This window comes from Pseudomonas flavescens (assembly GCF_013408425.1).
Taxonomy (GTDB): Bacteria; Pseudomonadota; Gammaproteobacteria; order Pseudomonadales; family Pseudomonadaceae; genus Aquipseudomonas; species Aquipseudomonas fulva_A.
This window is the reverse complement of sequence record NZ_JACBYV010000001.1, coordinates 5,445,157-5,460,296: the sequence shown is the minus strand read 5'-3', so window position 1 is coordinate 5,460,296 and position 15,140 is coordinate 5,445,157. Positions and strand designations below refer to the sequence as shown.

Genomic DNA, 15,140 nt, shown 5'->3' with positions numbered 1-15,140 from the left:
GAGATCAACAGCAGCGGATAGGCCGCCCCTTGCCGCCACCATAACGCGCTTCCTGGCGCTCGCGGAAGAAGGCTTCGTAGCTCATCACCGGCTTTTCCGGATGCTTCTTGGCCATGTGCTCGACATAGGTGTCGTAGTCGGGCATCCCCACCAGCATCCGCGCGGCCTGACCGAGGTACTTGCCCATGCGGCTGAGATCATTGAACACGGGCGACCTCCGGTGCGTCGGCAGGAATGGCCTGATAAGGCGCCTCATTGTCGCTGCGCGAATCCTTTTGCCAGGCGGCACGACCGACCTTGACGGCATAGAACAGCACACTGACCACCACGAACAGGAACAGCACGGTCAGGGTAGCGTTGGTGTAAGCGTTGAGGATCACGTGCTGCATCTGGCCGAGGTCCTTGGCCGGAGCGAGGATCTGACCGGCATCCACCGCCGCCTGATACTTCTTGGCCAGAGCCAGGAAACCGACAGCGGGGTTCGGGTCGAGGAGCTTGATCAGCCCTGCGGTGGTGGTGCAGATCAGCAGCCAGGTGGCCGGGATCAGCGTTACCCACACATAGCGCTGACGCTTCATCTTGATCAGCACCACGGTACCCAGCATCAGCGCGATGCCAGCCAGCATCTGGTTGGAGATGCCGAACAGCGGCCACAGGGTGTTGATGCCGCCCAGCGGATCGATCACGCCCTGATAGAGCAGCCAACCCCACAGTGCCACACAGCCAGCGGTGGCGATGACGTTGGCGAACCAGGACTCGGTCTTCTTCATGGACGGCACGAAGTTGCCCAGCAGATCCTGCAGCATGAAGCGCCCGGCACGGGTACCGGCGTCGACCGCGGTGAGGATGAACAGCGCCTCGAACAGGATCGCGAAGTGGTACCAGAAGGCCATGGTGTTTTCACCTGGCAGCACGCTGTGAAGAATCTGCGCGATGCCCACGGCCAGGGTCGGCGCACCACCGGCGCGGGCCAGAATGGTGTTTTCACCGATGTCTCGGGCAACCGCTTCCAGCTCTTCGGGAGTGATCACGAAACCCCAGCTGCTGACCGCCGCGGCAACCGATTGGACATCCGAGCCGACCAGCGCGGCAGGGCTGTTCATGGCGAAGTACACGCCCGGCTCGATCACCGACGCGGCGACCATGGCCATGATGGCCACGAAGGACTCCATCAGCATGCCGCCATAGCCGATGTAACGGGCATGGGACTCGTTGGCGAGCAGCTTGGGCGTGGTGCCCGAGCTGATCAGGGCGTGGAAGCCGGATACCGCGCCGCAGGCGATGGTGATGAACAGGAAGGGGAACAGCGTGCCCTTCCACACCGGCCCGGTGCCGTCGGTGAACTGAGTCAGCGCCGGCATTTTCAGCTCGGGCATGACCACCAGAATGCCGATAGCCAAGGCGATGATGGTGCCGATCTTCAGGAAGGTCGACAGGTAGTCACGTGGCGCCAGGATCAGCCATACCGGCAATACCGCGGCGACGAAGCCGTAGCCGATCAGCATCCAGGTGATCTGCACACCGGTGAAGGTGAAGGCGGGGCCCCACACGGGATCGGCCGCGATCACGCCACCCAGCCAGATGGAGCCGAGCAGCAGGATCACCCCGATCAGGGAGATCTCACCAATGCGGCCAGGCCGGATATAGCGCATGTAAATGCCCATGAACATGGCGATGGGAATGGTCGCCATGACGGTGAACATGCCCCATGGGCTTTCCGCCAGCGCCTTGACCACGATCAGCGACAGCACCGCGAGGATGATGATCATGATCATGAAGGCGCCGAACAACGCGATGGTGCCTGGCACCTGGCCCATTTCCTCGCGTACCAGCTCACCCAGGGAGCGGCCGTTACGGCGCGTGGAAATGAACAGCACCATGAAGTCCTGCACCGCACCGGCCAGGACCACACCGGCGATCAGCCACAGGGTGCCGGGCAGATAGCCCATCTGCGCGGCGAGTACCGGGCCGACCAGCGGGCCGGCGCCAGCGATGGCGGCGAAGTGGTGACCAAAGAGGATGTGTTTGTTGGTGGGGACGTAGTCCAGACCGTCGTTGTTGAGTACGGCGGGGGTAGCGCGACTGGGGTCGAGCTGCATCACCTTGGTGGCGATGAACAGGCTGTAGTACCGATAGACGACGAGATAGATCGCCACGGCAGCGACGACAATCCACAGGGCGTTGATCGACTCACCGCGGTTCAGCGCCACGGTACCTAGCGCGAAGGCGCCCAGTAAGGCGACGGCAAACCAGGCGATATGGCTAGCCATTCTGGTCATTTGACCTCTCCTGCCGCAGACGTCTGTCCGCGACGTTCATTGTTATTGTTTTGCTCCGCAACAGAGCCCCCGCAACTATCCATATAAGTCCCCTTTCGAGTAATTCGCAAAACTACCCACGGCCCCCTGCGTAGAACTACGTAGGCCAGAACCGAACCTGCCAACCGGTCACGACCCGGTTTTGTGTATGCTCTGGCGGCCCGCTGCCCCGGGGGTGATCAATGCGCCCAGCCCTACCCTGCCAGCAAACCTCCCGTCCGGAGTGAATCGATGCAACTCAAGCACAAGATCGTCGCGCTCAGTCTGCTGCCGATGCTGCTGGCCGTGGCGGTGGTCTGCCTGCTGGTGCTGATCCAGAACCAGCGCCTGGGCAACCAACAGGCGCAACTTATCGAACACAGCATCCTCAGCAGCAAGCAGGCCGAGCTCAAGCACTACGTGGAGATGGCGCTGAGCACCATCGGGCCGCTTTACGACAGCGGCCTCGACGACGATGAGACCAAGCGTCAGGTACTCGCCCTGCTGGCACGTATCAACTTCGGCAGCGACGGTTACTTCTTCGTCTACGACCGTAACGGCAAAAGCCTGATGCACCCTCGCCAAGGCACTCTGGTGGGCAAAGACCTGTGGAACATGACCGACTCCCACGGTCTGCTGGTGATCCAGGCGTTGATCCGTAGCGCGACCCAGGGCGACGGCTTTCAGCGCTACGGCTGGCAGAAGCCGTCCACCGGCCAGATGGCCGACAAGCTCGCTTACGTGACCATGCTCGAGCGCTGGGGCTGGATGCTCGGCACCGGCATCTATCTGGAGGACGTCGATAACGCCATCGCCCAGGTTCGCCACGACGTGGGTAGCGGCATTCGTACCACCATGCTGGCCATCGCCATCGTCGCGCTGATCGCGGTACTGCTGGTGTTCGCCAGCGGCCTGACCCTCAACGTCAGCGAGCACCGCCTCGCCGACCGCAAGTTGCAACAGCTGACCCAGCGCATCATCACGTCGCAGGAAGAAGAGCGCTCGAGGCTGTCTCGCGAACTGCATGACGGTATCAGCCAGTTGCTGGTGTCGATCAAATTCAAATTCGAACTGGCCGCTCACGAACTGGAGGCCGGCAAGGCCAGCGCCGCGCAGACCCTGCGCCAGGGGATCGAGCGCCTGGCAGGCGCGATTGGCGAAGTACGGCGCATTTCCCACGACCTGCACCCATCCCTGCTCGACACCCTGGGCCTCGCCTCGGCCATCGGCCAACTGGCCAGCGAATTCGAGCAGCGCAGTGGCCTCAGCGTGAGCTATCACAACGGCCTGAGCGATACCCGGCTGAGCGATGACATGAACGTGGCGCTGTTCCGCATCCTTCAGGAAGCCCTGACCAATATCGAGCGCCATGCCCACGCCAGCCGCGTGGCAATCAGCCTGACCGGTAACAGCCGCCGGGTTAACCTGCGTATCAGCGATGACGGTGGCGGCTTCAGCCCACGCAAAGCCGAACAGCACAGCGGCGGTATCGGCCTGCGCAATATCCGCGAGCGGGTCGAGCACTTCGGCGGCGACTTCAACGTCACCTCGACGTCATCCGGCACCAAGCTCGACGTAGCCCTGTTACTCTCCGCAGCCACGCCCCCCAACCAGGATCCGCTGTCATGAAGACGATCCGCATCGCTCTCGTCGACGACCACGTCCTGGTCCGCGACGGCATACGCACGCTGCTCTCGATGGTCGAGCGCTTCGACATCGTAGGTGAAGCCGGCAGCGGCAGCGAGGCACTGGAACTGGTGGCACGTGAGCAGCCGGATATCCTGCTGATGGACATCGGCCTCAAGGACATCAACGGCCTCGAACTGACCGGCATCATCAAAAAGCGCCACCCGTCCATCAAGGTGCTGATCCTGAGCATGTACGACAATCAGGAATACGTCAGCAGTTCGCTGCGCATGGGTGCCTCGGGTTACGTGCTCAAGGAAGCACCCTCGCAGGAAATCATCTCGGCCATCGACGTGCTTGCGGTCGGCGGCCGCTTCTACAGCGGCGACGTTGCGCAGAAACTGTCGCAGGAGGAAACCGAAGAAGGCGAACTCACGCCCCGCGAACGGCAGGTTCTGTTGATGATGGCGCAGGGGCTCAACAACAAGGCCATGGCCAGAGAGCTGCAGATCAGCGTACGCACCGTGGAAACCTATCGTCTGAACATCCGCCGCAAGCTGGATATCGAAAAGCCGGCGGATCTGGTCAAGCACGCCATGGAGTACGGCTGGTCACCGGAGACCTGACAATGGATCGCGAATGTTTTCCTGCCCGCGCGATCCTATCCATAGGCCACCCATCACTCACTTCAGCAGCGTGACCCCATCGACTGACGACGGCGATGCGCTGGCTTGGCTATAGTGGACAAAACAAACAGAGGACACCTCACATGAGCGACACCCACGAACGCCGACGTTTCCAGCGCATCGCCTTCGATGCCCCCGCGGAAATCGTCCAGGGCGAACGGATCTGGCAAGTGGAGCTTCACGACATCTCGTTCAAGGGCGTTCTGGTGCGCCGCCCCTGGAACTGGGATGGCGCCACCGGTGAGGATTATCTGGTGCGCGTTACCCTCGACGACAAGCTGCAGGTAGCGATGCAGGTCGAGCTGGTGCATCTCGAGGAGCGTGTACTGGGCTTTCAGTGCCATCACATCGACCTCGACTCCATGAGCCATCTGCGCCGTCTGGTCGAGCTCAATCTGGGTGATGAACACCTGCTCGAACGGGAGCTGGCTGCGCTTTGCGAGGAAGACTGAAAGCCATGCGGCGTCCTGTCGCGCAGGTGCTGCGGCGATGATTGATCTCGATCAAGGCGCTCCGATGGGCCGGATCGCAGGATAGAGACGAACCCAACAGGGGAACATTCCCCACGGAGGCATCGTCATGATCAGCGCCCCTATCGCCAAGGCAATCGACTTCCCTTCGCAACGTCAGGCACAGCGCCCGGCACGCCGCAACGCCTGGCTGGCACGCATCGGCCAGCGCCTGCAGCGTCGCCAGCAGGCCGACGCAGCCTGCCCGATCCACTGAGGCAAACCACGTCCAGGCAAGGACGCGCTTACTCGAAGAGCGCGTCCAGAGCCTGCTCGAGGCGCGTCACGGCCACCACCTGCAAGCCCGCCGGTGCCTCCTTCGGGGCATTGCCCTTGGGCACGATGGCGCGCTTGAAACCGTGCTTGGCCGCTTCCTTGAGGCGCTCCTGACCGCTCGGCACCGGGCGTATTTCCCCGGACAGGCCGACCTCGCCGAACACCAGCAGGTCATGAGGCAGCGGCCGGTTGCGCAGGCTGGATATCACCGCCGCCATCAGCGCCAGGTCAGATGCGGTCTCCAGCACCTTCACCCCGCCTACCACGTTGAGAAACACGTCCTGGTCATAGGTGGGAATACCGCCGTGGCGATGCAGCACCGCCAGCAACATGGCCAGACGGTTCTGGTCCAGGCCCAGGGTCACCCGACGCGGGTTGGCCATGTGGCTGGTATCGACCAGCGCCTGCACTTCCACCAGCATCGGCCGAGTGCCTTCCCAGGTCGCCATGACGATGCTGCCGGGGACCTCTTCCTGGGCACGGGTGAGGAAGATCGCCGAGGGGTTGGAAACTTCCTTGAGGCCCTTGTCGGTCATGCCGAACACGCCCAGCTCGTTGATCGCACCAAAACGGTTCTTCACCGCACGCAGCAGACGCAGGCGGCCATCGGGGTCACCCTCGAAATACAGCACGGTGTCGACCATGTGCTCCAGCACCCGCGGGCCGGCCAGAGCGCCTTCCTTGGTGACGTGGCCGACCAGGAAGATCGCCGTGCCGCTCTGCTTGGCGAAACGCACCAGCAGCGCCGCGCTCTCGCGCACCTGGGCGACGCCACCGGGGGCCGACTGCAATTGCTCGGTGAAGATGGTCTGGATCGAGTCGATCACCATCACCTTGGGTTTTTCCTGACGGGCGGTGGCGATGATGCTTTCGATGCACGTCTCGGTCATCACCTTGAGCTTGTCCTCGGGCAGGCCGAGACGCCGGGCGCGCATCGCCACCTGCTGCTGGGATTCCTCGCCGGTGACGTAAAGCGCCGGGAAACGCTGGGCAATATTGCACAGCGTCTGCAGCAGGATGGTCGACTTGCCGATACCGGGGTCACCGCCGATCAGCACCACCGAGCCGTCCACCAGGCCGCCGCCCAGCACCCGGTCGAGCTCTGCCGAAGCGGTGGTGAAGCGTGGCATCTCCTCGACGCTGACCTCGGCCAGGGTCTTGAGCTGCGCCTGCGCGCCCGCCCAACCCGTCCTACCGCTGGGCGTCGGCGCGCCGGCTTCGATCATGGTTTCGGTCAAGGTATTCCAGGCACCGCACTCACCGCACTGCCCGGCCCACTTGGGAAAGGTCGCGCCGCACTCGGTGCAGCCATACAAGCGTTTGGCCTTGGCCATGAGAGTCGTCCTGCTGAAAAGCGAAGCCCGAAACGATACCGAACAACTGGATAAATTTACAGACATTCGGCATGCCGACTATCAGCAGGCAGCGCGGGCGCCGATAATGCACCGCTTACCCGCGAGATACCTGCCATGTCGATCGAACTCGTTCCCGCCAGCGCCGAGCAACTGCCGCTGATCAACAACCTCTACCAGTTCTACGCCTACGAGTCCTCGGACTGGGAACAGGAGGACGTCGAAATCGACGGGCGCTTCTATGTTCATCAACCGCACCTGCAGCGCTATTGGCAGGACGAGGGCTGGAGCGCGCAGCTGATTCTGGTGGATGGCTTCATCGCGGGCTTCCTGTTGCTTGAGGCTTGCGATCAGCAGGGCGAGGCAACGATGGAATTCGCCGACCTGTTCGTTCTGCGCAGGTACCGCCGCCTGGGCATCGGGCGCGCGGTTTTCCAGCAGGTGGTGAGCGACGGTCGCACCTGGCTGACCTGCTGTTATGCGCAGGACGAACTGGCGAGCGCCTTCTGCAAGCAGGTGCTGAGCGAACTGCCGCAGAATGTGAAGGAGCTGGACCCAGCCCCTGATGAACCCGGGCTGCGCCGCTTCGTGTTGTACCCCTAACCTGCGCCTCAGCGCAGCGATACCCGCAAAGCAATCCCGGCGTTACCACCGCAGTTGGTCAAAACAGCGCCGGGTATCGCTTCGCTCAACGCCAGGCTAGTTCGATTTACGGGTTCCGCACTGCTTGCCGCAGTTGCAGCATCCATTTTCGGCCTTGCCAACCTGCCGAGCCAGATCCTCGCGCAGACCGGAGCGCCGCAGCTTGAGCGCCGAAAGCGGCATACCATCAGGCCGCTCGATACCGTTCTCGATGCGTGCGATGCGTCGGTCCACATCGTCGTACTGCTCGGCCAGCGCCGCATAGGACGGATTGCTGAGCTGGCGTTGCAGCGATTGTGTTTCTGACTGCGCGCAATAGTCGATGTGCATGGCCATGCCTCCTGATGGACGAGTTGGAGGCGACTGTAATCCGCAGCAGGCGGCAGCATGTTGATCCCCGTCAACCCAGTCACGCAGCCTGACCACCGTCTGTCGAGCGCCACGCAACGCATCTGCGCCAACCTCCCAGGGGCATAAATCCTGTAATCAATTCGGACAATTTTCCGGCAGAGGGGTCACAACCGATACGCGCGGCCTGGAGGCGGTGTATGGCAGACGGGCGGTAGTGATTTACACTTCACTGCACGAATCAGACTAATGGGGGTTGTAAATGGGCATCATCAACGAATTCAAGGCATTCGCCGTCAAAGGCAATGTCGTCGACATGGCAGTCGGTATCATCATTGGTGCCGCCTTCGGCAAGATCGTCTCGTCGTTCGTCGGCGACGTGATCATGCCGCCGCTGGGCCTGCTGATCGGAGGGGTGGACTTCTCCGACCTGGCTATCACCCTGAAGGCCGCCGAAGGCGAACTACCCGCCGTGGTGCTGGCTTATGGCAAGTTCATCCAGACAGTCATCGACTTCGTCATCGTCGCCTTCGCCATTTTCATGGGCGTCAAGGCGATCAATCGCCTCAAGCGTGAAGAAGCCGTGGCGCCATCGGTACCGCCCGCGCCGACTCCGCAGGAACTGCTGCTGGGCGAGATCCGCGACCTGCTCAAGGATCAACAGCGCAAGGATTGATCCAATTACCGCAAACGACAACGGCGCCTCAGGGGCGCCGTTGTCGTTCATGCGGGCAGCTTACATGGCCTATTCGCCAGTTGCGGGTTTCAGCAGCACCCGTGTGACCCGGCGCTCCTTGACCTCGATCACGGTCAGCTCCCAGCCCAGGTACTCGACCTTGTCGCCGATCAGCGGCAGACGGTCGAGCAGGCTCATGGCCAGACCGGCCAGGGTCTGATAGTCGTCCGTCGGGCGCGCGGTGAATTCCAGTCGATCGCGCAATACCGCCAGGTTGACCGCACCGTTGACGCGATAACCGCCCTCCACTTCCTCGACATCCGGGCCATCCACCTCGCTGGCATCCGGCAGTTCACCGGCAATGGCCTCGAGAATGTCGGTGAGGGTCAGCAGCCCTTCGAAACCACCGAACTCGTTGACCACGAAAGCCACGTGAGTAGAGCCCTGGCGCATCTGCTCCAGCGCACTGAGCACACTGGAGCTGTCCGGCAGATTGATCGGCGCACGCACCAGGCTCTCGATATCCGGCTGCTGGCCCTTGAGCAACTCCTTGAACAGCTCCTTCTTGTGGACGTAGCCCAGGGGCTCATCACGGGAGTCGTTGCGGGTCACCACGAGGCGCGAGTGCGGCGAGTCGAGCAGTGCCTGATGGATCTTTTCGGGGGCGTCGTCCAGGTTGATGCGGTCGACTTCCATGCGGTCGGTCATGACCTTCTGGATCGACATCTCCGCCATATTCAGCACGCCGCTGATCATCACCCGCTCACGGCGGTCGAACAGTGCGGTTTCACCCTGCTCGCCCTCGAGCATGTCGGCGATGTCCTCGCCCACTTCGTCAGCCTGCACCTTGCCGCCCAGCATGCGCATCACCGCATGCGCCGTGCGGTCACGCAGACCACGCTGGCCCTGCAGGCTGCGCTTGCGGCGCGAACGAGCGACCTGGTTGAACAGCTCGATCAGAATCGAGAAACCGATGGCCGCGTACAGATAGCCCTTCGGAATGTGGAAGCCCAGGCCTTCGGCCGTCAGGCTGAAGCCAATCATCATCAGGAAGCCCAGACACAGCATGATCACCGTGGGGCGCGCGTTGACGAACGCGGTCAGCGGCTTGCTCGCCACGATCATCAAGCCCATGGAGATCACCACGGCGATCATCATCACTTGCAGGTGCTCGACCATGCCCACGGCGGTGATGACCGCGTCCAGAGAGAACACTGCGTCGAGCACGATGATCTGCGCCACCACTGGCCAGAAACGCGCATAGACCTTGCTGCCGGCATGCTGATGGGTACGCCCCTCGAGGCGTTCATGCAGTTCCATGGTGGCCTTGAACAACAGGAACACACCACCGAACAGCATGATCAGGTCACGGCCGGAGAAGGTCTTGCCGAACACGTCGATCAGCGGCTCGGTCAAGGTGACCAGCCACGCGATGCTGGCCAGCAGGCCCAAGCGCATGATCATCGCCAGGCTCAGACCGATCAGACGGGCACGGTCACGCTGCTCGGGCGGCAGCTTGTCGGCGAGGATGGCAATGAACACCAGGTTGTCGATGCCCAGAACGATTTCCAGGACGATCAGGGTCAACAGGCCCAACCAGGCCGTGGGATCAGCGATCCATTCCATTTAGTGTGTAGCTCTCTCTAGGGAAAAACGCAGGCAGCCGAACGCGGCGCGCATGCACGGGGCAGGCACGGAAAGTCTCGGCTGATGGGAAGAATGCGCAACGTTCGGCTGCGCGGAAGGCTTGCACCGGGCGGCGCTGCCTTTGGGAAGTACCGCCCTCGTCCATAACGGCGAGGGCGATCGTCTACTGTCGCTGTCCATGAAGACCGGATAGTGGGAAACAGACCACGCAATCTACTGGAGCGCGAGTCACACTGAAAGCGCTGAGTTTGTAACGGCGCTTTACCAGTAGTTTTCCACGGCCACCTGTCCGGGGCGCCGGGTCAGGCTCAAGTTCAGGCCCCGGGCCTTCAGGCGCTGGCGGATATCGTCGATCATCTGCGGGTTGCCACAGATCATCAGCCGCGAGTGCTCAGGCGCCAGTTCCAGACCAGCGGCACGTTCCAGCTCACCGCTGTCGAGCAGTTCGGTGATGCGGGCATTCAGGCAACCCGGCGCCTGTTCGCGGGTAACCACAGGCAGGTAGGTGAGTTTGTGGGCGTATTCGGCCAGATGCTCGAGTTCGGCGAAACCCTGAATCATCTCCTGGTAAGCCAGCTCGGCGACCGAGCGCGCGCTGTACACCAGCACGATGCGTTCGAAGCGTTCCCAGATTTCGAAATCCTGCAGCATCGACAGGAACGGCGCGATACCGGTGCCGCTACCCAGCAGCCACAGGTCGCGGCCATCGATGAAGCGGTCGAGGGTCAGGTAGCCCGTCGCCATCTTCTCCACCAGCAAGCTGTCGCCTGCACGCAGACGGCTCAGCTCGCTGGTGAACTCGCCACCCGGCACGACGATGGAAAAGAACTCCAGATGCTCGTCGTGGGGCGCCGAGACCAGCGAGTAGGCACGCCAGACGACGGTGCCATCGGCCTTTTCCACACCGAGGCGGACGAACTGCCCGGCGCGGAAACGAAATCCCGCGTCACGGGTGGTACGCAGGGTGAACAGCGTGGGCGTGAGGGTCTGTACGTCGAGAAGGGTCTGGCGGGTGAATTTGTCTTCGCTACTCATCGGCGGCTCCATCGGGACTCATACGCCTAGTGTCGCGCAAAGCCACGCGGCTAAACACCGGCAAAGATCAGGGGCAACGCCAGAGCGGGATCAGCGGGGCAGCGGTTTTGAGGTAATTGGTGGATAAGCTTCGCGTTATCCACCCTACCGGCTGACACCACTGTGTCTGTGGGAACGGGCCATGCCCGTGATTTCGCGCGCATGGCGCGCTCCCACATGAGTGGCCGGGCAAACGACACCCATCCACCGCCCATAAAAAAGCCGACTCTCAGGTCGGCTTCTGTATTGCTGTGGTGCTTACAGCGCGTCGCGGCTGCTTGCGCCATCCACAAGACGGGCGATACCCAGCGGGTTGCCGTTCTTCAGGGCGTCGGGCAGCAGCGCGTCCGGGCAGTTCTGGTAGCAGACCGGGCGCAGGAAGCGGTCGATGGCCAAGGTGCCGACCGAGGTACCACGGGCATCGGACGTCGCCGGGTACGGGCCGCCGTGAACCATGGAGTCGCAGACTTCCACGCCGGTCGGGTAGCCGTTGAACAGCACGCGGCCGACTTTCTGTTCGAGCAGTGCGAACAGCTCCTCGCTGCCAGGCAGATCGCCCGGCTCGGTGAGCAGGGTCGCGGTCAGCTGTCCGTGCAGCCCTTTGATGGCGGTCAGCAACTCGGCCTTGTCGGCCACTTCGACGACGATGGTGGTCGGGCCGAAGACTTCCTCCTGCAGCCGTTCGTCGCCGTCGAGCAGCAGACCGACATCGGCCTTGAACAGTTGCGGGCACGCTTGGCTGCCCTCCTGCCTGGCCCCGCTCAGGTGGGTGATGCCGGGGTGTGCGGCGAGCGCCGCCAGGCCTTTGCCGTAACTCTCGAGACCGCCGGCATTGAGCAGGGTCTGCGCCGGTTGGTCGGCCATCTTGGCGGTCAGGCTTTCCAGAAAGGCGCTGAACGCCGGCGAGCGGATGCCCATCACCAAGCCCGGGTTGGTGCAGAACTGGCCAGCGCCCAGCACCACCGACGCGGCCAGCTCGCCGGCAATTTGCGCGCCACGCGCTTTGAGGGCCTCGGGCAGCACGATGACCGGATTGATGCTGCTCATCTCGGCGAACACCGGGATCGGCTGCGGGCGGGCTGCCGCCATGTCGCACAGAGCACGGCCACCACGCAACGAACCGGTAAAACCGACGGCCTGAATGGCGGGATGCTTGACCAGTGCGGCACCGACGATGCCCCCGTAGATCATGTTGAACACGCCTTTCGGCATGCCGGTTTTCTCGGCAGCACGCAGCAGCGCCGCGCCAACCAGCGCCGTGGTAGCCATGTGACCGGGGTGAGCCTTGAACACCACCGGGCAGCCAGCGGCGAGTGCCGAAGCGGTGTCACCACCGGCCGTGGAGAAAGCCAGCGGGAAGTTGCTGGCGCCGAACACCGCGACCGGGCCAAGGCCGATGCGGTACTGGCGAATGTCCGGGCGTGGCAGCGGTTGACGATCCGGCAATGCGCGGTCGATGCGCGCGCCAAAGAAGTCACCACGGCGCAGCACTGTGGCGAACAGGCGCATCTGCCCGCTGGTACGGCCGCGCTCGCCCTGAATGCGGCCCGCGGGCAGCGCGGTTTCCCGGCAGACGGTGGCGACGAAATCGTCCCCCAGGGCGTCCAGCTCGTCGGCGATGGCGTCGAGAAAATCCGCGCGCTTGCCCGCCGACAGGCTGCGGTAGGTCGGGTAGGCGGCGGCGGCAGCTTCGGCAGCGGCGTCGACCTCTTGCGCAGTGGCCTCGACGAATTCGTACGGCAAGGTTTCACCGCTGGTGGCATCGACGCTCTGCAGTTTCACGGAGCCGCGGGCGCTGTAGGCACCACCGATGATGTTATGGCCGTTGACGGACATGAAATATTCCTCCTGGTTAGAACCAAGCGGGACCAAAACTGGCCCCGGCATGGATAACGATGGATGGTTTACAGGGCAGTCACGCCGCCCGGCTCGAGCGGCTCGTCGGCCGCCACCAGCCCATTGCGCAAGGGTGCGCCGAACTCGTTCATTTCGATCTCGAAGGTATCGCCCGGCTGGGCCTTGATACCGTCTGCATAGGACAGCGTAGCGGTTCCGAAATAATGCACGTGCACGTCGCCGGGACGCAGGAACTGCTGGTACTTGAAGTGGTGGAACTCCAGGTTCTCCAGGCTGTGACACATGTTCTCCTCGCCACTGAGGAACTCCTTCTCCCACAACACCTGGCCGCCACGATGAATGCGGCTGGTGCCGGACAGGTGGGCTGGCAGTTGACCTACGCGCAGCTCAGGGCCATAGGCACAGAAACGCAGCTTGGAGTGAGCCAGGTACAGGTAGCTGCGCCGCTCCAGCACGTGGTCGGAGAACTCGTTGCCCAGCGCGTAACCGAGGCGGTAAGGCTTGCCGTCATCGCCGATGACGTACAAACCGACCAGCTCCGGCTCCTCGCCGCCATCCTCGGCGAACACCGGTACCGGCAGGTCGGCACCGGGGCGCACGACGATGCCGCCATCGCCCTTGTAGAACCATTCCGGCTGCGCGCCCACCTTGCCAGCGCCAGGTTTGCCGCCTTCGAGCCCCCAGCGGAACATGCGCATGGTATCGGTGAGGGTGGCTTCGTCCTGGGCCTTCTGCTGATGCATCTTGTCGCGGGTCGAGGCGCTGCCAAGGTGGGTCAGGCCTGTGCCGGTGATCAGGCAATGCGCCGGGTCCTCGTGATCGAGCGGCGGCAGGATACGACCGCCTTGCTGCAACGCCTCATAAGCCGGGCCGGCCTCGCTGCCACGGCTGTCGACTTCGTCCTGCAGGCTGCGCCCGGCGCGGATGGCGGCCAACGCCAGCTCGCGAGTGCTGCCAACGCCGCGAACGATGCGGACGGCATCGCCTTCGACGACGCCAACCTGACGCAGGCCTTCGGTGGATTCGAACTGGATCAGTCGCATGGCTTGTCTCTCTTGTTGGATGGCTTGCCCATAGGGATACAGAGCAGACTTTACGAAGCGAGCGCCAGCCTGCCTAATGACAGCCTCTGATCAAGCAATAACTATTGGTTATCCCCATGATCGCTTCCCTACCCGCTCTGGTTTCCCGACTGCGCCTGAAACAGCTGCGCTTGCTGATCGCCCTCGACGAACAGGGTTCGCTGCACAAGGCAGCCGACGCTGTGGCGATCAGCCAGCCAGGCGCGACCAAGGCGCTCAACGAAATTGAGTCGGCGTTCGGCATGCGCCTGTTCACCCGTACCAGCCAGGGGCTGGAAGCCAATGACCTGGGGCGATGCGCGATTCGCTATGCACGCCTGATTCACAGCGATCTGGCCCACCTGCGCGAGGAAATGCTGGGCATTCTGCAAGGCCAGGGCGGCCGCCTGGTGGTGGGCGTGATCATGGGCGCTGTGCCGCACCTGACCCGCGCGCTGTCGCGGTTGCGGGCGCGCCAACCGGAGCTGTCGGTGGAAATCGTCGAGGACACCAGCGCACGCCTGCTCAGCCTGATCGACCAGGGTCGCCTGGATCTGGCGATCTGCCGCACCAGCGTCAGCCGCAGACCGGACGACTACGACTGCCTGAGCCTGCACGAGGAACAGCTGAAGGTGGTGGCCAACCCCGCGCACCCGCTGGCGGCCACTCCGGGCCTGAGCCTGGCGCAGCTGGCCGCTTACAGCTGGGTGGTGTTCCCGGCGAACATGCCGATGCGCCTGGTGCTGGAGCGGGCGTTCAGCGATGCCGAGCTGGAATTCCCGCGCTACCCGCTGGAAACCGCCTCGACCTTCGCCACCCTGATGCTGCTGCAGGAAGACCCGAACCTGGTCGCCCTGATGCCAAGGGAAACGGCTCAATACGCGGCACGCTCAGGCCAACTGGCATGCCTGGAACTTGCCCAGGCACTGCATAGCGAGCCCTATGGCGTGATCAGCCGCCATGGCTCGCCGCTGTCGTCACCTGCCCGCTTGCTGCTGGAGGAGCTGCGCGCTTCGTAGCTTGGGTCGGGCCACGTGGGTGTAACCCACCACCATTGAGGAACTGTGCCCCATCCTCTGGCCCCGAATT

15 protein-coding genes are annotated in these 15,140 nt (G+C 63.2%); 7 read left to right on the top strand and 8 right to left on the bottom strand.

The window, feature by feature from the left end; genetic code table 11:
* Nucleotides 1–4: 4 nt before the first annotated feature.
* Nucleotides 5–208, bottom strand: coding sequence for a YbdD/YjiX family protein (locus FHR27_RS24395; RefSeq protein ID WP_179539789.1), 204 nt, complete (start codon nt 206–208; stop codon nt 5–7).
* Nucleotides 198–2,279 (bottom strand): carbon starvation CstA family protein, encoded by a 2,082-nt coding sequence (locus FHR27_RS24390; RefSeq protein ID WP_042556573.1) that lies wholly within the window; start codon nt 2,277–2,279, stop codon nt 198–200. Before FHR27_RS24390 ends, FHR27_RS24395 begins: the two co-directional genes overlap by 11 nt.
* Nucleotides 2,280–2,549: 270 nt before the next feature.
* Here FHR27_RS24390 and FHR27_RS24385 point away from each other — a divergent pair, with 270 nt between their 5' ends.
* From FHR27_RS24385 to FHR27_RS24370, 4 genes are all read left to right on the top strand, one after another.
* A complete protein-coding gene (locus tag FHR27_RS24385) occupies nt 2,550–3,926 on the top strand; it encodes a cache domain-containing protein (RefSeq protein ID WP_042556572.1) in 1,377 nt (458 codons plus the stop codon).
* Nucleotides 3,923–4,549 (top strand): response regulator, encoded by a 627-nt coding sequence (locus FHR27_RS24380; RefSeq protein WP_042556571.1) that lies wholly within the window; start codon nt 3,923–3,925, stop codon nt 4,547–4,549. The genes FHR27_RS24385 and FHR27_RS24380 overlap by 4 nt, the downstream gene beginning before the upstream one ends.
* A gap of 143 nt (nt 4,550–4,692) precedes the next feature.
* Nucleotides 4,693–5,061, top strand: coding sequence for a PilZ domain-containing protein (locus tag FHR27_RS24375; protein WP_042556570.1), 369 nt, complete (start codon nt 4,693–4,695; stop codon nt 5,059–5,061).
* A gap of 127 nt (nt 5,062–5,188) precedes the next feature.
* Nucleotides 5,189–5,335 (top strand): hypothetical protein, encoded by a 147-nt coding sequence (locus FHR27_RS24370; RefSeq protein ID WP_156152819.1) that lies wholly within the window; start codon nt 5,189–5,191, stop codon nt 5,333–5,335.
* 28 nt (nt 5,336–5,363) lie between these two features.
* On the opposite strand, the gene radA is transcribed toward FHR27_RS24370, so the two are convergent.
* Entirely contained in the window at nt 5,364–6,728 is a 1,365-nt protein-coding gene (radA, locus tag FHR27_RS24365; protein WP_042556569.1) for a DNA repair protein RadA, read from the bottom strand.
* A 135-nt stretch (nt 6,729–6,863) separates the two neighbouring features.
* Here radA and FHR27_RS24360 point away from each other — a divergent pair, with 135 nt between their 5' ends.
* Nucleotides 6,864–7,349, top strand: a complete 486-nt coding sequence (locus FHR27_RS24360) for a GNAT family N-acetyltransferase (protein WP_179539788.1) — start codon at nt 6,864–6,866, stop codon at nt 7,347–7,349.
* Nucleotides 7,350–7,445: 96 nt separating this feature from the next.
* Here the strand turns inward: FHR27_RS24360 and FHR27_RS24355 are convergent, their stop codons facing one another.
* Nucleotides 7,446–7,718 (bottom strand): DUF465 domain-containing protein, encoded by a 273-nt coding sequence (locus tag FHR27_RS24355; RefSeq protein WP_042556567.1) that lies wholly within the window; start codon nt 7,716–7,718, stop codon nt 7,446–7,448.
* Between the two features lie 280 nt (nt 7,719–7,998).
* Here FHR27_RS24355 and mscL point away from each other — a divergent pair, with 280 nt between their 5' ends.
* Nucleotides 7,999–8,412: a large-conductance mechanosensitive channel protein MscL gene (gene mscL / locus FHR27_RS24350; RefSeq protein ID WP_042556566.1), complete on the top strand. Its 414-nt coding sequence runs from the start codon at nt 7,999–8,001 to the stop codon at nt 8,410–8,412.
* Between the two features lie 69 nt (nt 8,413–8,481).
* Here mscL and FHR27_RS24345 read toward each other — a convergent pair whose 3' ends face one another.
* The 4 genes from FHR27_RS24345 to araD1 form a co-directional block, all read right to left on the bottom strand.
* Entirely contained in the window at nt 8,482–10,038 is a 1,557-nt protein-coding gene (locus FHR27_RS24345; RefSeq protein ID WP_042556565.1) for a TerC family protein, read from the bottom strand.
* Between the two features lie 282 nt (nt 10,039–10,320).
* Nucleotides 10,321–11,094, bottom strand: a complete 774-nt coding sequence (locus FHR27_RS24340) for a ferredoxin--NADP reductase (protein ID WP_179539787.1) — start codon at nt 11,092–11,094, stop codon at nt 10,321–10,323.
* 297 nt (nt 11,095–11,391) lie between these two features.
* Nucleotides 11,392–12,969, bottom strand: a complete 1,578-nt coding sequence (locus tag FHR27_RS24335; protein ID WP_179539786.1) for an aldehyde dehydrogenase (NADP(+)) — start codon at nt 12,967–12,969, stop codon at nt 11,392–11,394.
* A gap of 68 nt (nt 12,970–13,037) precedes the next feature.
* Nucleotides 13,038–14,033 carry an AraD1 family protein gene (araD1, locus tag FHR27_RS24330; protein WP_179539785.1) on the bottom strand — a complete coding sequence of 332 codons (996 nt, stop codon included), beginning with the start codon at nt 14,031–14,033 and terminating at the stop codon, nt 13,038–13,040.
* 116 nt (nt 14,034–14,149) lie between these two features.
* On the opposite strand from araD1, the gene FHR27_RS24325 reads away from it, so the two are divergent.
* Nucleotides 14,150–15,070: a LysR family transcriptional regulator gene (locus FHR27_RS24325; protein WP_179539784.1), complete on the top strand. Its 921-nt coding sequence runs from the start codon at nt 14,150–14,152 to the stop codon at nt 15,068–15,070.
* Nucleotides 15,071–15,140 lie beyond the last annotated feature (70 nt).

What these genes read in the sequence shown, in the direction of transcription:
- FHR27_RS24390 (WP_042556573.1), bottom strand. Translation starts at nt 2,279, where the DNA reads ATGACCAGAATGGCTAGCCATATCGCCTGGTTTGCCGTCGCCTTACTG.
- FHR27_RS24385 (WP_042556572.1), top strand. Translation starts at nt 2,550, where the DNA reads ATGCAACTCAAGCACAAGATCGTCGCGCTCAGTCTGCTGCCGATGCTG.
- FHR27_RS24380 (WP_042556571.1), top strand. Translation starts at nt 3,923, where the DNA reads ATGAAGACGATCCGCATCGCTCTCGTCGACGACCACGTCCTGGTCCGC.
- FHR27_RS24375 (WP_042556570.1), top strand. Translation starts at nt 4,693, where the DNA reads ATGAGCGACACCCACGAACGCCGACGTTTCCAGCGCATCGCCTTCGAT.
- FHR27_RS24370 (WP_156152819.1), top strand. Translation starts at nt 5,189, where the DNA reads ATGATCAGCGCCCCTATCGCCAAGGCAATCGACTTCCCTTCGCAACGT.
- radA (WP_042556569.1), bottom strand. Translation starts at nt 6,728, where the DNA reads ATGGCCAAGGCCAAACGCTTGTATGGCTGCACCGAGTGCGGCGCGACC.
- FHR27_RS24360 (WP_179539788.1), top strand. Translation starts at nt 6,864, where the DNA reads ATGTCGATCGAACTCGTTCCCGCCAGCGCCGAGCAACTGCCGCTGATC.
- FHR27_RS24355 (WP_042556567.1), bottom strand. Translation starts at nt 7,718, where the DNA reads ATGCACATCGACTATTGCGCGCAGTCAGAAACACAATCGCTGCAACGC.
- mscL (WP_042556566.1), top strand. Translation starts at nt 7,999, where the DNA reads ATGGGCATCATCAACGAATTCAAGGCATTCGCCGTCAAAGGCAATGTC.
- FHR27_RS24345 (WP_042556565.1), bottom strand. Translation starts at nt 10,038, where the DNA reads ATGGAATGGATCGCTGATCCCACGGCCTGGTTGGGCCTGTTGACCCTG.
- FHR27_RS24340 (WP_179539787.1), bottom strand. Translation starts at nt 11,094, where the DNA reads ATGAGTAGCGAAGACAAATTCACCCGCCAGACCCTTCTCGACGTACAG.
- FHR27_RS24335 (WP_179539786.1), bottom strand. Translation starts at nt 12,969, where the DNA reads ATGTCCGTCAACGGCCATAACATCATCGGTGGTGCCTACAGCGCCCGC.
- araD1 (WP_179539785.1), bottom strand. Translation starts at nt 14,033, where the DNA reads ATGCGACTGATCCAGTTCGAATCCACCGAAGGCCTGCGTCAGGTTGGC.
- FHR27_RS24325 (WP_179539784.1), top strand. Translation starts at nt 14,150, where the DNA reads ATGATCGCTTCCCTACCCGCTCTGGTTTCCCGACTGCGCCTGAAACAG.